General features: G+C 71.2%; 14 protein-coding genes. 6 read left to right on the top strand and 8 right to left on the bottom strand.

What is annotated here, in order from left to right; genetic code table 11:
- Positions 1–265: 265 nt before the first annotated feature.
- Together trpS and ACIQAK_RS31795 are read left to right on the top strand one after the other, a co-directional pair.
- Positions 266–1,258, top strand: coding sequence for a tryptophan--tRNA ligase (gene trpS, locus ACIQAK_RS31800; protein ID WP_366390931.1), 993 nt, complete (start codon positions 266–268; stop codon positions 1,256–1,258).
- Positions 1,259–1,357: 99 nt separating this feature from the next.
- Positions 1,358–1,948, top strand: coding sequence for a 2'-5' RNA ligase family protein (locus tag ACIQAK_RS31795; protein WP_366390903.1), 591 nt, complete (start codon positions 1,358–1,360; stop codon positions 1,946–1,948).
- A 15-nt stretch (positions 1,949–1,963) separates the two neighbouring features.
- Here ACIQAK_RS31795 and ACIQAK_RS31790 read toward each other — a convergent pair whose 3' ends face one another.
- Both ACIQAK_RS31790 and ACIQAK_RS31785 read right to left on the bottom strand, forming a co-directional pair.
- Positions 1,964–2,719, bottom strand: coding sequence for a decaprenylphospho-beta-D-erythro-pentofuranosid-2-ulose 2-reductase (locus tag ACIQAK_RS31790; protein ID WP_366390904.1), 756 nt, complete (start codon positions 2,717–2,719; stop codon positions 1,964–1,966).
- Positions 2,720–2,857: 138 nt separating this feature from the next.
- A complete protein-coding gene (locus ACIQAK_RS31785; protein ID WP_366390905.1) occupies positions 2,858–4,222 on the bottom strand; it encodes an FAD-binding oxidoreductase in 1,365 nt (454 codons plus the stop codon).
- A 186-nt stretch (positions 4,223–4,408) separates the two neighbouring features.
- Between ACIQAK_RS31785 and ACIQAK_RS31780 the strand changes: the two genes are divergently transcribed.
- Positions 4,409–5,335 (top strand): YihY/virulence factor BrkB family protein, encoded by a 927-nt coding sequence (locus tag ACIQAK_RS31780; RefSeq protein ID WP_366390906.1) that lies wholly within the window; start codon positions 4,409–4,411, stop codon positions 5,333–5,335.
- Positions 5,336–5,339: 4 nt separating this feature from the next.
- Here the strand turns inward: ACIQAK_RS31780 and ACIQAK_RS31775 are convergent, their stop codons facing one another.
- Entirely contained in the window at positions 5,340–6,596 is a 1,257-nt protein-coding gene (locus ACIQAK_RS31775) for a D-alanyl-D-alanine carboxypeptidase (RefSeq protein ID WP_366390907.1), read from the bottom strand.
- 133 nt (positions 6,597–6,729) lie between these two features.
- On the opposite strand from ACIQAK_RS31775, the gene ACIQAK_RS31770 reads away from it, so the two are divergent.
- The 3 genes from ACIQAK_RS31770 to ACIQAK_RS31760 all read left to right on the top strand — a co-directional run bounded on the left by ACIQAK_RS31770 (position 6,730) and on the right by ACIQAK_RS31760 (position 10,263).
- Complete coding sequence (locus tag ACIQAK_RS31770; RefSeq protein WP_237527540.1) at positions 6,730–6,975, top strand: SCO4848 family membrane protein; 246 nt, start codon at positions 6,730–6,732, stop codon at positions 6,973–6,975.
- 33 nt (positions 6,976–7,008) lie between these two features.
- Positions 7,009–8,430: a metallophosphoesterase gene (locus tag ACIQAK_RS31765; RefSeq protein ID WP_366390932.1), complete on the top strand. Its 1,422-nt coding sequence runs from the start codon at positions 7,009–7,011 to the stop codon at positions 8,428–8,430.
- A gap of 279 nt (positions 8,431–8,709) precedes the next feature.
- On the top strand, positions 8,710–10,263 hold the full coding sequence (locus ACIQAK_RS31760) for an ABC transporter substrate-binding protein (RefSeq protein WP_366390908.1): 1,554 nt from the start codon (positions 8,710–8,712) through the stop codon (positions 10,261–10,263).
- Between the two features lie 37 nt (positions 10,264–10,300).
- Here the strand turns inward: ACIQAK_RS31760 and ACIQAK_RS31755 are convergent, their stop codons facing one another.
- The 5 genes from ACIQAK_RS31755 to sdhA form a co-directional block, all read right to left on the bottom strand.
- On the bottom strand, positions 10,301–11,053 hold the full coding sequence (locus tag ACIQAK_RS31755) for a TetR family transcriptional regulator (protein ID WP_366390909.1): 753 nt from the start codon (positions 11,051–11,053) through the stop codon (positions 10,301–10,303).
- 10 nt (positions 11,054–11,063) lie between these two features.
- Positions 11,064–11,486: a hypothetical protein gene (locus tag ACIQAK_RS31750; RefSeq protein ID WP_401849564.1), complete on the bottom strand. Its 423-nt coding sequence runs from the start codon at positions 11,484–11,486 to the stop codon at positions 11,064–11,066.
- A 94-nt stretch (positions 11,487–11,580) separates the two neighbouring features.
- Positions 11,581–12,183 carry a hypothetical protein gene (locus ACIQAK_RS31745; protein ID WP_366390911.1) on the bottom strand — a complete coding sequence of 201 codons (603 nt, stop codon included), beginning with the start codon at positions 12,181–12,183 and terminating at the stop codon, positions 11,581–11,583.
- Positions 12,184–12,326: 143 nt separating this feature from the next.
- Complete coding sequence (locus ACIQAK_RS31740; protein WP_366390912.1) at positions 12,327–13,103, bottom strand: succinate dehydrogenase iron-sulfur subunit; 777 nt, start codon at positions 13,101–13,103, stop codon at positions 12,327–12,329.
- A complete protein-coding gene (sdhA, locus tag ACIQAK_RS31735; RefSeq protein ID WP_366390913.1) occupies positions 13,103–14,857 on the bottom strand; it encodes a succinate dehydrogenase flavoprotein subunit in 1,755 nt (584 codons plus the stop codon). The genes ACIQAK_RS31740 and sdhA overlap by 1 nt, the downstream gene beginning before the upstream one ends.
- Positions 14,858–14,880: the final 23 nt, after the last annotated feature.

Raw genomic sequence — 14,880 nt, 5'->3', positions numbered from 1 at the left:
GCGTCGGCCCGCGCGCGTTTACCGTGCCCCACCCCGCGCCCGCCCGCGCGCACTCCGGCGGCCGGAATGTGCGCTTCGTCTCAGGTGCGTGCTCCCGGTGTGTACCCGGCCCCGCACCCGAGCGGGTGCGCCCCCGCTGCGCCCCGCACCGGCTGCCGGAGATCGCCGCCGCACCTGAGACAATGGGCCCATGGCCTCTGATCGCCCCTCGCTCCCCGCCGACCAGCCGCAGACGGGCGGCACCGGCGTGCCCGCCCGCCCGCGTGTGCTCTCCGGGATCCAGCCCACCGCCGGCTCGTTCCACCTCGGCAACTACCTGGGCGCGGTGCGCCAGTGGGTGGCGCTGCAGGAGACCCACGACGCCTTCTACATGGTCGTGGACCTGCACGCGATCACGGTGCCGCAGGACCCCGCCGAGCTGCGCGCCAACACCCGGCTCGCGGTGGCGCAGCTGCTCGCGGCCGGCCTGGACCCGGAGCGGTGCACGCTCTTCGTCCAGAGCCACGTGCCCGAGCACGCCCAGCTCGGCTGGGTGATGAACTGCCTCACCGGCTTCGGCGAGGCCTCCCGGATGACGCAGTTCAAGGACAAGTCCGCCAAGCAGGGCGCCGACCGCGCCACCGTCGGCCTCTTCACCTACCCGGTCCTCCAGGTCGCCGACATCCTGCTCTACCAGGCCAACCAGGTCCCGGTGGGCGAGGACCAGCGCCAGCACATCGAGCTGACCCGGGACCTCGCGGAGCGGTTCAACGGCCGGTTCGGGCAGACGTTCACCATCCCCGCGCCGTACATCCTGAAGGAGACGGCGAAGATCTTCGACCTCCAGGACCCGGCGGTGAAGATGAGCAAGTCGGCCTCCACGCCGAAGGGCCTCATCAACCTCCTCGACGACCCGAAGGCCACGGCGAAGAAGGTGAAGAGCGCGGTCACCGACACCGACACGGTGATCCGCTACGACGCCGAGAAGAAGCCGGGCGTCAGCAACCTGCTGACGATCCTCTCCACCCTCTCCGGCAGCCCCGTCGAGGACCTGGAACGGAAGTACGAGGGCAAGGGCTACGGTGCGCTGAAGACGGACCTGGCCGAGTCCATGGTGGAATTCGTCACCCCCTTCCGGGCCCGCACCCAGGAATATCTGGACGACCCGGAGACGCTGGACTCCATCCTGGCCAAGGGAGCGGAGAAGGCCAGGGCCGTCGCCGCCGAGACCCTGGCGCAGACGTACGACCGGATGGGCTTCCTGCCCGCGAAGCACTGAGTCCAAGGACCCTGGCGAGATCACTGCCCGAGGGGCCACACTTGCGGCGGGCAGCGGTGTACGACCGGAAACCGACCATCGACGATTGAGGAGAACGACGTGGGGACCGTAACGCTCGGCGTTTCGATCGCGGTCCCGGAGCCCTACGGCAGCCTGCTCCAGGAGCGGCGCGCGAGCTTCGGGGATCCTGCCGCGTACGGCATTCCCACCCACGTCACCCTCATGCCGCCGACCGAGGCGGAGGCGGCCGACCTGCCGGCGATCGAGGCGCACCTCGACGAGATCGCCACGGCCGGCCGCCCCTTCCCGATGCGGCTCTCCGGCACCGGCACGTTCCGGCCGCTCTCCCCGGTGGTCTTCGTCCAGGTCGTCGAGGGCGCCTCGGCCTGCTCCTGGCTCCAGAAGCGGGTCCGGGACGCCTCCGGGCCGCTGGTGCGCGAGCTCCAGTTCCCGTACCACCCGCACGTCACCGTGGCGCACGGCATCTCCGAAGAGGCGATGGACCGGGCGTACGCGGAGCTCGCCGACTACGAGGCGGCTTGGACCTGCGGCTCCTTCGCCCTGTACGAACAGGGCGCGGACGCCGTCTGGCGCAAGCTCCGCGACTTCCCCTTCAGCTCCGGCGGCAACGCGCCCGCCGTCCCCGCCCAGGGCGGCTACTCGGTCGACGCGCCCTCGCTGCACCCCTGACCCGGCTGCCGTTGATCACACCGGCAGCCGCCGGAACAGCGGGCGCGGGACGTGCCGCAACGCCGACATCACCACCCGGAGCGAACCGGGCACCCACACCGTCTCCGAGCGCCGCCGCAGCCCCGTCACGATCGCCCCGGCGACCGCCTCCGGCGTGGTGGCGAGCGGCTGCTCCGGCTGCCCGGCCGTGGCCCGCGTCCGTACGGTGCCGGGGCGCACGACCATCACCTGCACGCCGGTGCCCTGGAGCGCGTCCCCGAGCCCCTGGGCGAAGGCGTCGAGCCCCGCCTTGCTGGAGCCGTAGATGAAGTCGGCCCGCCGGGCACGCTCCCCGGCCACCGAGGACAGCACCACCAGCGAACCATGACCCTGCGCCTGGAGTGCGCCCGCGCACACCAGCCCCGCCGAGACCGCCCCCGTGTAGTTGGTCTGGGCGACCCGGACCGCGGCCATCGGCTCCTCCTCGTCGCGCGTCTGATCGCCCGCGATCCCGAACGCCAGCAGCACCACATCGATGTCGCCCTCCGCGAAGACCTTGCCCAGCACCTCCTCGTGCGCGGCGGAGTCCAGCGCGTCGAAGGCGACCGTCCGCACCTCGGCGCCCCGGTCACGCAGCTCGGCGGCGGCCGCTTCCAGGGCGGGGGAGGGGCGCCCGGCCAGCCACACCCGGCGGGTGCGCAGGGCGATCAGGCGGCGCGCGGTGGCCAGGGCGATCTCGGAGGTGCCGCCGAGGACGAGCAGGGACTGCGGGGCACCGAAGGCGTCCTTCACGGAACGCTCCTGTTCAGGGGAGGGCGTGATTACGGGGGCGAGGGGAGGGCGTGGATACGGGGGCGAGGGGCGGGCGTGGGTACGGGGGGCGAGGGCGTGGGTACGCGGAGGGCGGCGCGGTTACGGGAGGGGTCCCCGTCACAGGCCGAGCCGGCGGGCCAGGTCCGAGCGGAACGCCCCCGTCGGGTCCAGCTCCGCCCGCAGCTCCCGGAACTCCCCGAGCCGCGGGTACATCGCGGCCGCCGCCTCCGGGCGCATCCGGGAGTCCTGCGCCAGGCAGACCCGGCCCCCGGCCGCCGCCACCTCCGCGTCGAGTCCGTCCAGGAAGCGGCCGAGGCCGGGCAGCGCGGCGGGCAGGTCGAGGGCGAGCGTCCAGCCGGGGGCAGGGAACGACAGCCACCCCGGGTCCGGGGTACCGAACCGCTGGAGCTCGGCCCGGAACGCGGGACACCGCCGCGCCGAGATCCGCCGCACCACGCGGTGCAGCGCCTCCTCCTGCCCGTGGCCGACCGTGAACCGGTAGCGCACCAGTCCGGCGCGGCCGTACAGCCGACTGGCGTCGGGGAGGGCGTCCAGGGGGTGGAAGAAGGCGGCGGCGGTGCGCAGCTCACCGGTCCGGGAGCGGCGCGCACTCCGGTAGCGGATCTCGTTGAGGAGGGCGACGGTGGCCGGGCCCAGCAGCCCGCCGGGGAGGGTCGGCAGGGCCGGCCAGGGGTCGGGCCGGCCGTGACCAGCTGCACCCGGGGAGCGCCTCGTGCGCCGGGCGTGCGCCGGCGGCACAGAGGGGGGCGCGTGCTCCCCCCGGATGAGGACACCGCGGCCGGTCGCCCGGCCGCGGGCCAGCAGGTCGATCCACGCGGAGGCGTACGGCAGCCGGCCGCCACCGGCGCCGAAGCGGGCCAGCAGATCGTCCAGGTCCGTGGCGCGCTCGGTGGTGACGGCGATCAGCGGGGTCGCCACGCGCTTCAGGCGGAGGGTGGCGGAGAGGATCACCCCGGTCAGCCCAAGCCCGCCGGTGGTCGCGTCGAAGAGGGCGCTGCCGGGCGTCACCGTACGCACCTCGCCGTCGGCGGTGAGGAGCTCCAACGCGCCGACGTGCCGGGCGAGGGAGCCGACGCCCGGGTGGTCGCGGCCGTGCACGTCGGAGGCGATCGCGCCGCCCACGGTGATCCGGCCGCTCCCCGGCACGACCGGCAGGAACCAGCCGCGCGGCAACAGGATCCGCAGCAGCCGCTCCAGGCTCACCCCCGCGTCGCAGCGGACCGTCCCCGCCGACTCGTCCAGACCGCGTACCCGGTCCAGGCCGGTCAGGTCGAGCACCGAGCCGCCCGCGTTCTGCGCCGCGTCCCCCGGCGCCCGCCCGAACCCCCGGGCGATGGCGCCCCGGGGCCCGCGGCCCCGGACCACGGCAGCCGCCTCCTCGTACGTACGGGGGCGAAACCGTACGGCGGTGGTCGGGGCGGTGCGGCCCCAGCCGGTCAAGGACACCGTGTCGACGGACATGCCCGTGACCGTAGCCCCGGGCCCGTCGTCCGGGAAAACCTATTCGTCCCCTTTGTTACACCGCTCACCGGAATGGGTGATGGAGCGAGTGTCACCGGGAGAGGGCGTCGTTCTCCAGGACGCGTCCGGGAGAGTCCTCGGTGCGGTCCGCCGGTTTTCCGGGCCCAGGAGGGTACGCGTACGTTCATGGACTGGCTCAAGAAGCTCCCCGTCGTCGGGCCCCTCGTCTCCCGGCTGATGGAGACGCACGCCTGGCGCTCCTACGAGCGGCTGGAGAAGGTCCACTGGACCCGGCTCGCCGCCGCGATCACCTTCATCAGTTTCCTGGCGCTCTTCCCGCTGATCGCGGTCGGCGCGGCGATCGCGGCCGCGCTGCTCTCCGACAAGCAGCTGGACACCATCAAGGACGAGCTCGCCGACCAGGTGCCGGGGATCTCCGACCAGCTCGGCATCGACGCCCTGGTGGCCAACGCCGGCACGGTCGGCCTGGTGGCCGGGGCGCTGCTGCTGTTCACCGGCATCGGCTGGATCGGCTCGATGCGCGAGTGCCTGCGCGCGGTCTGGGAGCTGGACGACGTCCAGGAGGCCAACCCGGTCGTCGCCAAGGTCAAGGACGCCGTGCTGCTGATCGGCCTCGGCGGAGCCGGGCTCGCCACCCTGGCGGTGTCCACGGTCGGTTCGACGGCCGTCGCGTGGACCGCCGACCGGATCGGCATCCCCGAGGGCGGCGCGGGGGGCGTCCTGCTCCAGGTGGCCGCCCTGGTGGTGGCGGTCCTCGCCGACTTCCTGCTGCTGCTCTACCTGCTGTCCCTGCTGCCCGGGGTCGAGCCGCCCCGGCGTCGGCTGGTGGTCGCGGCCCTGACCGGCGCGGTCGGCTTCGAACTGCTCAAGCTGCTGCTCGGCAGCTATATGAAGGGCGTCGCGGGCAAGAGCATGTACGGTGCGTTCGGCGTGCCGATCGCCCTGCTCCTGTGGATCAACTTCACCGCGAAGCTGCTGCTGTTCTGCGCCGCGTGGACCGCGACCCGGTCCAAGGACGAGCACCGGCCGGAGGAGGCCGGGGCGGAGGAGGCCACCGAGGCGGTCACGGGCGGCTCCAGCCGGGCGTCCTAGGAGGTCAGTCGCGCGGGGGGCGCCGGCTCAGACCGGGCACCGGCCAGCGCCGGTTGACCAGGAACACCCCGGCCGCCAGCACCACCAGCACCCCGGCTACGATCCCCAGCGCGACCCCGACCCCGCCGGAGTCCTGGGTCGCCGAGGCGTGAGTGGCCTTCGCCTGGCCAGCGGAGCCCTGGTCCGCCCCGGCGGCCGGCTGCGCGCCCTTCCCGCCGTTCGCGTTCCCGGTGGCCACGGACTTCGGCGGCACCAGCTGGCCGACCGGCCGCACCTTGCCGCTCGCGGCGAAGCCCCAGTCGAGCAGGTGCGCGGCCTCCTTGTAGACGGCGTGGCTCTCCTCGGCCGACGGGTTCATGACGGTCACCAGCAGCACCCGGCCGCCGCGCTCGGCGACTCCGGTGAACGTGGAGCCCGCATGGGTCGTGTAGCCGTTCTTGACGCCCGCGATGCCCTGGTACGGATCCACGCCGATGTCCCCGGTGATCAGCCGGTTGGTGTTCTGGATCTCGAAGCTCTCGCGCTTCCCCTTCTTCTTCTCGCCGGGGAAGTCGGCGGAGGCGGTCGCCGCGTACTCGCGGAAGTCCTTCTTCTGCATACCGCTGCGGGCGATCAGCGTCAGGTCGTAGGCGCTGGAGACCTGCCCCGGGGCGTCGTACCCGTCCGGCGAGACCACCGTGGTGTCCAGTGCCTGGAGCTCCTCGGCGTGCTTCTGCATCGCCGTCACCGTCTTGGGGATGCCCCCGTACATCTCCGAGAGCACGTGCACCGCGTCGTTGCCCGACCGCAGGAAGACCCCGAGCCACAGGTCGTGGACCGTGTACGTGTGGTCCTCCTTGACGCCCACCAGGCTGCTGCCCTCACCGACCCCCGCCAGGTCGCTGTCCTGGACCGTGTGGGTCAGGGTGGTGGGCTGGAGGGCGGGCAGGACCGTGTCCGCGAAGAGCATCTTCAGGGTGGAGGCGGGCGGCAGCCGCCAGTGCGCGTTGTGCGCGGCCAGCACGTCCCCGCTCTCCGCGTCCGCGACGATCCACGAGCGGCCGGACAGCTTCTTGGGCAGCACGGGGGCTCCCGCACCCAGGTTGACCTGGGGGCCCGTCTTGGCGAGCTGCTCCCCGCCGAGGCTCGACATCGTGCTCGGCGGTTTGGGCTGCTTGTCGTCGCTCTTGTCCTTGTCGGCCGCCGATGCGGGAGTGAGGGCAAGACTGGACAGCAGGGCGGCGGAGATGACCGACAGAGTGATCTTTTTCAGAGCAGGCACGGTCGAAAAAGTACAGGGCGAACATGTGGATGCGGACCCGGACCGGCTGACCCGCCGGAGGGACGGCCGGGACTGCCCCTTTCGGACGCCACCCCGGCCGAGGGGCCCCGAGGGCAGCGGCGATACTGGATCCATGAAGCTCAGCCGCCCCGTCTCCTGGTTCCTGCTCGTCTTCGGGGTGTGGAGCTGGTTCATCTGGATCACTTTCGTCAAGAACCTGTGGCAGGACGGCAGCGGGCTCGCGTTCGACGACGCGGGTGAGCCGACCGGCTACTTCTGGGTCCACCTGCTGCTCGCCATCACGTCCTTGTCTCTGGGGACGGTGGTCGGCGCGATCGGGTTGCGTGGGGTCCGGGCTTTGCGCGACGAGCGCGCATGACGACAGGAACGTAGGGAAGCGCGGATGGCAGCTGTGGTCTTCGTCCTGGTGGCGCTCGTGGTGCTGGCGCTGCTCGCCGGCGTGCACCGCTATGTGTGGCGCCGGTTCGTCGGCGACACGACGGCACCGGGCAGCACACCGCGCAAGGTGGGCACCGTCGCCGCCTTCGTGCTGCCCCTGCTGAGCCTGGGAGCCATGACCTCCGGCCGGATCGGCGCCCCCTTCTGGCTCCAGCAGGTGCTGGCCTGGCCGGGGTTCCTGTGGCTGGCCGCCCTGCTGTACCTGACGCTGGCGCTGCTGGTGGGCGAGGTCGTCCGCCCGCTCCTCGGCCGGGTGCTCGCCCGGCGCGACGCGGTGGCCGCGGCCCGGCGAGCGACCGGAACCGGAACCTCCGATCCGGCGGTGGACGGACCCGTGGCCGCGACGCCGAGCGGGACCCGTCCCCGTACGGAAGAGCTGATCCCGGCGGGCCCGACCCGCCCCGCCACCTCGCCCGATCTGACTCCCGCCACCGCGCCGGCCGCCGAACCGGAACCGGAAGCGGCCCACGAGACGGCAGCGTTGAGCGATACGGAAGCGTCTGTTCCGGCAGAACCGGAACCGCCGGCGACCGGGTCGACGATCACCCACCCCTCCCGGCGGCTCTTCGTCTCCCGGGTCGTCGGCGGCGCCGCTGCCGCCGCCGGGCTCGCCACCGTCGGGTACGGCACCTACGGCGTGCTGCGCGGGCCGAGCGTCAAGCGCGTCACCGTGCCGCTCGCCAAACTGCCCCGTGCGGCCCACGGCTTCCGGATCGCCGTGGTCAGCGACATCCACATCGGCCCGATCCTCGGCCGCGCCCACACCCGGCGCATCGTCGACACGATCAACTCCACCTCGCCCGACCTGGTCGCCGTCGTCGGTGACCTGGTCGACGGGTCCGTGGCCGACCTCGGCTCCGCCGCCGAACCGCTGGCCGGACTGCGGGCACGGCACGGCAGCTTCTTCGTCACCGGCAACCACGAGTACTTCTCCGGTGCCGCCCAGTGGCTCGACCACGTACGGGAGCTGGGGCTGGTCCCGCTGGAGAACGCGCGGGTGGAGATGGGCGGCTTCGACCTCGCCGGGGTCAACGACGTGGCGGGGGAGACCGAGGGCCAGGGCCCCGACTTCGTCCGCGCGCTCGGCGACCGGGACCGCTCCCGGGCCGCCGTCCTCCTCGCGCACCAACCCGTCGTCATCCACGACGCCGTCGAGCACGGTGTCGACCTCCAGCTCTCCGGCCACACCCACGGCGGACAGCTCTGGCCCGGGAACCACCTCGCCGAGCTCGCCAACCCGACCGTCGCCGGGCTCGAGCGCTACGGCGACACCCAGCTGTTCGTCTCCCGCGGGGCGGGCGCCTGGGGTCCGCCGGTACGGGTCGGCGCCCCGGCCGACATCACCGTCGTCGAACTCGCCTCGCGCCAGGCGTAGAACCGGTCCTGCCGTCGCCCCGGCACATTCCGCTTGTGATCACGCGACCTTCATGGATACCGCACCGTAGCGTCACCGTCAGCAACGGAAAGCCGCAGGTGGGAGGGGGGAAACGGCCTTTTCGGACACGCTGTGGGGGGCGTGTCCAACAAAAGGCTGTGAGTGCCCCATTTACTCTTCCAGATGTGAAAATCGTGTGATTGGGTGAGCGCGAACGTGCGGCAGTATGCGTGTCAGCGCACAACTGCCGTAGTGGGGCTGGTAAGGGAGAGCACGGCAATGCGGTCGGTCCGGGTACGGATTCTCGCGATTCTCGCGGTTTTGGTCATCGCAGGCGTGGGTGCCTGGCAACTGCTCCCGTCAGGGGAGGGCAGGAACGGCGCGGTCACGGTCGGGACCTCGGACATCGTGACCTCCCTGGACCCGGCCGGGGCGTACGACGCGGGTTCCTGGGCGATCTACAGCAACCTCTACCAGTCGCTGATGACCTTCCAGCCCGGGGCGATCGTGCCGGAGCCGGACGCGGCGGAGAGCTGCGCGTTCGTCGGGCAGAAGCTCCAGACCTACCAGTGCAGGCTCCGTGACGACCTGACCTTCTCCAACGGCCGGAAGATCACCGCCGAGGACGTCAAGAAGTCCTTCGACCGGATCTTCACGATCAAGTCGGACGTCGGCCCCGCGGGCCTCTTCCCGACGCTCGACAGCGTCGCCACCGAAGGCCGCACGATCACGTTCAACCTGTCCGGCAAGGACGCGACCTTCCCCCAGAAGCTCGCCACCGGCGCCGCGGCGATCGTGGACTCGACCAAGTACCCGCAGGGTGAGCTCCGCAAGGGCAACCAGGTCGACGGCTCCGGCCCGTACGTCCTCAAGTCGTACGAGCCCGGGGCCCGCGCCGAGCTGGTGCCGAACCCGAAGTACCGGGGCGCGCTCAAGAAGACCGGCCACGCGGTCGACATCCGCTACTTCACGGCCTCCGAGGACCTGCTGGCCGCCTGGAACAGCGGCGACGTGGACGTCGCCCACCGCCAGCTGCCCTCCGCCACGCTCGCCGAACTCAACCCGGGCGACCCCGACGTGCGGGTGACCGAGGCGGCCAGTGCCGAGATCCGCAACATCATCTTCAACGTCCGGGACAACTCCCCGTTCGCCGACAAGAAGGTCCGGCAGGCCGTCGCCACGCTCCTCGACCGGGGCCCGCTGGTCCGCAAGGTCTACCAGGGCACGGTCGACCCGCTGTACTCGCTGATCCCCACCGGCTACATCGGGCACAGCACCCCCTTCTTCGACGCCTACCCCTCCTCCGATCCCCAGCGCGCCAAGGAGCTGCTCCGGCAGGCCGGCGCGCAGACCCCGGTCGACGTCGAGTTCGCCTACCGCGAGGGCGACATGTACACCAAGGAGACCGCCGAGCTGCGGCGCCAGCTGGAGAAGGACGGCCTGTTCAAGGTCTCGGTCAAGGCCGTGGAGTGGACGAAGTACCAGAAGGAGTACGCGGCCGGTGAGTACGACATGTACACCGTCGGCTGGTTCCCCGACTTCCCGGACCCCGACACCTTCAGCCAGCCGCTCGTCGGCACCGGCAACGTCCTGCACAGCGGGTACTCCAGCAAGAAGATGGACCAGCTGATCGCCGCCACCCAGCAGTTCAGCGACCGTGGCCGCACCTCCAACGACTTCAAGGAGATGCAGCGGCTGGTGGGCGAGGACGTACCGCTGCTGCCGCTGTGGCAGAAGAAGGACTACGTCGTCGCCAAGTCCGAGGTGGCCGGGTCCCAGTACCTCTCCGACGGCACCGGCTTCTGGCGCCTGTGGGAACTCAGCTGGATCTGACGGGCCGCCCAGGCGGACGGCCGCCGGGGCACCCCGGTCAGCCGGCCGGCCGGGGCTCCGTCCCGGCCGGCGCGCCGGGCATGAACTCCACCAGCACCGCGTGGACCTGCCGTACGAGCGGGCGCAGCACCCGGAACCGGGAGAGCGCGATCGCCCGCGCCGCGATCGGCGCGGTGCGCTCGACGAGCCGCCGGCTCCGCTCCGCGCCCCCGGACCGGTCGTACACCCAGAACAGCACCAGGCCCATCTGCATCAGCCAGAGCAGCTCGGGCAGCAGCGGGGCCAGTTCGGGATCGCTCCTGGTGCTCGAACCGGCGAGGGTCTCCCGGTGGATGGAGACCGCCGCCTCGCGGGCCGCCACCGACTCGTCGGAGAAGGGGGAGAGCGGACTCTCCGGATCGGCCGCGTTCTTGAAGAACTGGGCGGCGAACCGGTGGTACGGCTCCGCCACGTCCAGCCAGACCAGCAGCACCCCCCTGATCCGGTCGGCCAGTTCGCTCTCGCCGGCCAGGACGGGCCGGACCGCGGCCGCGTGTTCCCCGGCGATGCGGTCGTAGAAGCCCTGGACCAGGTGCTCCTTGGAGGAGAAGTAGTAGTAGGCGTTCCCGACGGAGACGCCCGCCTCCTGCGCGATCGCCCGCATGGTCGTCCGGTCGTACCCCCGCTCGGCGAAGAGCCGGAGCGCCGTTACCAGAATCAGCGTGCGGGTCTGCTCGCTCTTGGCCGCCTTGCCCGCCCTGGCGGGCCTTACGGCCCCGTTCTCCTGCACGTTCTTCTCTTCCTTCACCACGGGCCCAAGGTTAACGGGGGCCCCACGGGCCGCCCGGCTGGGTGGTGCACGCCCGCCCGGGGACGCACCGCGCGGCCGTCGCCGACCGGTACCTCGCCGCGGCGAGCACGGTCCCCCGGGCGAAGGGCGCTCCCGCCGGGGTGGTCAGCCAGTGGGCCTTCGAGCGGTACTTCGCCAGCGCCCACAGGCAGACGATCCAGGCGGAGGTCCCCCGGTAGACCTGGCCCAGGTCGCCCACCACGGTGATCTCGGCGTAGGTGGACACGGGGTCCAGCTCCGGGAACCGCTGCCGCGCCTCGGGCGATCCGGCCGGTAGGAGGTCCAGCGGGACCAGCTGGCGCTGCCGCTGGAGCCAGGCCGCAGGTGGTACGCGACAACAGTGAGGTCCATACCCCACCCGCCTTTGAACGCGTTCAAAACTGTTTGCGGACATGACTGTAGCCCCCTTCTTGAACATGTTCAAGAAGGGGGCTACGGAAGGGTGTCCAGAGAGGGCCGGGCGCCGGTGAGGGCGGCGGGCCCGGTGCTCAGGCGCTCATCGAGCGGGCCTGGTTGACCTGGCCCATCACGGCCAGGAAGGTGTGCGGGCCCATCGCCGGGATCATGGTGCCGTGGTGGCGGCCGCCGCTGGTGACCGTCACCTGGACGAAGCCGACGGTCCGCTTCTCCTTCATCAGCAGGAACAGCAGGCCGATCAGGCAGAACAGGGCGAAGACGATCGCCAGCACGATCGCGTGCGCCGGGATCTTCTCCTCGGTGCGCGACATGTCGGTCGCCGTCCAGACCGCACCCTTGAGCGGCATCGTCCCCGAAGGGGTGACGACCGCGTCGCTCATGACGGTGATGTCGCCGATCGACAGGACCGGGACTCCGCCGCCCTGGCCGGGCACGCCCTGGGTCGCGGGGAGGTACGGGCCGGGCATCGTCGGCTGCGCCGGGTTCGGATAGCCGTAGCCCGGGCCGGGCTGGGTCGCCGACTCGGGCAGCGGCTGCGGATAGCCGTACGCGGGCGTGGCGCCCGGCGCCGGATACCCGTAACCCTGTCCGTCGGCCATCGTCGGCGGATGGCCGGGCTGCTGGGGAGGACCCCACTTGTACGCGTCGCCCGCATACGGATTCGGCTCGCTCATGGGGATCCCCGTTCTCTGCGCGTTTTCCGCTCCGCACGACCGTACCGCCCGCACCGCCCCGGCGCAGCAACAGGCCCCGGCCGCCGCGGTCGTGATGACCGGAGCGGCCGGGGCCTGTGCGGGTGCCGGGAGACCCGGGAGGGTCAGAAGCGACGCGTGATGAGCGCGCGCTTCACCTCCTGGATCGCCTTGGTGACCTCGATGCCACGCGGGCAGGCGTCCGTGCAGTTGAACGTGGTGCGGCAACGCCACACGCCGTCACGGTCGTTGAGGATCTCCAGACGCTGCTCGCCGGCCTCGTCGCGCGAGTCGAAGATGAAGCGGTGCGCGTTGACGATCGCCGCCGGGCCGAAGTACTGGCCGTCGTTCCAGAACACCGGGCACGAGGACGTGCACGCGGCGCACAGGATGCACTTGGTGGTGTCGTCGAACCGCTCGCGGTCCTCGGCGGACTGCAGGCGCTCGCGGGTCGGCTCGTTCCCCTTGGTGACGAGGAAGGGCATGACATCGCGGTACGCCTGGAAGAACGGGTCCATGTCGACCACGAGGTCCTTGAGGACCGTGAGGCCCTTTATGGCCTCCACCATGATCGGCTTCTCCGGGTTGATGTCCTTGATCAGCGTCTTGCAGGCGAGCCTGTTCTTGCCGTTGATCCGCATCGCGTCGGAGCCGCAGATGCCGTGCGCGCAGGAACGGCGGAACGTCAGGGTCCCGTCGAGCTCCCACTTGATCTTGTGGAGGGCGTCGAGGACGCGCTCCTTCGGGTCGATCTCGATCTGGAAGTCCTGCCACTGGACCTCGTCGGAGACCTCGGGGTTGAAGCGGCGGATCCGGAACGTGGCGGTGATGAACGGGGAGTCGGCGAAGCCCGCTTCGGGCTTCGGGGTCCCGTCGGTCTTGTCCAGGGTCGGGGTAGCCATCAGTACTTACGCTCCATCGGCTGGTAGCGGGTCGTCACGACCGGCTTGTAGTCGAGCCGGATCGACTCGGCGCCGTCGGCGGCCACCTCGCGGTACGCCATGGTGTGGCGCATGAAGTTGACGTCGTCGCGGTTGGGGTAGTCCTCGCGGTAGTGACCGCCGCGGGACTCCTTGCGGGCGAGCGCGGAGACCGCCATGACCTCGGCCAGGTCGAGCAGGTTGCCCAGCTCGATGGCCTCCAGCAGGTCGGTGTTGAACCGCTTGCCCTTGTCCTGGATGGACACGTTGAGGTACCGCTCGCGCAGCTCGGCGATCTTGTCGACCGCCGTCTTGATCGTCTGCTCGGTGCGGAAGACCATCACGTTGGCGTCCATGCACTCCTGGAGCTCCAGGCGCAGCGTGGCGACACGCTCGGTACCGGTGGAGTTGCGCAGCCGCTCCACCTGGTCGGCGACGAGCTGGGCCGGGTTCTCGGGAAGCTCGACGAAGTCGTGATTCGCCGCGTACTCGGCGGCGGCGATGCCCGAGCGCTTGCCGAAGACGTTGATGTCGAGCAGCGAGTTGGTGCCCAGACGGTTGGCCCCGTGCACGGAGACACAGGCGACCTCGCCGGCGGCGTACAGGCCCGGGACGACGGTGGTGTTGTCGGCCAGCACCTCGCCCTCGACGTTGGTCGGGATGCCGCCCATGGCGTAGTGCGCGGTCGGCTGGATCGGGATCGGGTCCGTGTAGGGCTCGATGCCGAGGTAGGTCCGCGCGAACTCCGTGATGTCCGGGAGCTTGGCGTCCAGCTGCTCCGGCGGCAGGTGCGTCAGGTCCAGGTAGACGTGGTCACCGGCCGGACCGCAGCCGCGGCCCTCGCGGATCTCGGTGTAGATGGAGCGCGAGACGACGTCACGGGAGGCCAGGTCCTTCATGACGGGCGCGTACTTCTCCATGAAGCGCTCGCCGTCCTTGTTGCGGAGGATGCCGCCCTCACCGCGGGCGCCCTCCGTCAGCAGGATGCCCATGCGCCAGATGCCCGTCGGGTGGAACTGGAAGAACTCCATGTCCTCCAGCGGCAGGCCGCGCCGGTAGCAGGCGGCCTGGCCGTCACCGGTCAGGGTGTGCGCGTTGGACGTCACCTTGAAGAACTTGCCGGTGCCGCCGGAGGCGTAGATGACCGACTTCGCCTGGAAGACGTGGATCTCACCGGTGGCCAGCTCGAACGCGACGACGCCGGCGGACTTCTTGACCCCGTCGACCTCGGTGATCAGCTGGTCCAGGACGTAGAACTCGTTGAAGAACTCCACGCCCTCCTTGACGCAGTTCTGGTACAGCGTCTGGAGGATCATGTGACCGGTGCGGTCCGCGGCGTAGCAGGACCGGCGGACCGGGGCCTCGCCGTGGCTGCGGGTGTGGCCGCCGAAGCGGCGCTGGTCGATGCGGCCCTCGGGCGTCCGGTTGAACGGCAGGCCCATCTTCTCCAGGTCGAGGACGGCGTCGATGGCCTCCTTCGCCAGGATCTCGGCGGCGTCCTGGTCGACCAGGTAGTCGCCGCCCTTGACCGTGTCGAAGGTGTGCCACTCCCAGTTGTCCTCCTCCACGTTGGCGAGCGCGGCGGCCATGCCGCCCTGCGCCGCACCGGTGTGGGAGCGGGTGGGGTAGAGCTTCGTCAGCACGGCGGTACGGCTGCGCTTGGTCGACTCGATGGCCGCACGCATGCCGGCGCCGCCGGCGCCGACGATGACGGTGTCGTACTTGTGGATCTGCATGGTTTCCTCTGGTCCCTCTGTCC

It is taken from the genome of Streptomyces sp. NPDC088706 (assembly GCF_044752765.1).
GTDB lineage: Bacteria > Actinomycetota > Actinomycetes > Streptomycetales > Streptomycetaceae > Streptomyces.
The sequence above is the reverse complement of the archived record's forward strand: the minus strand, read 5'-3'. Positions and strand labels throughout refer to the sequence as shown.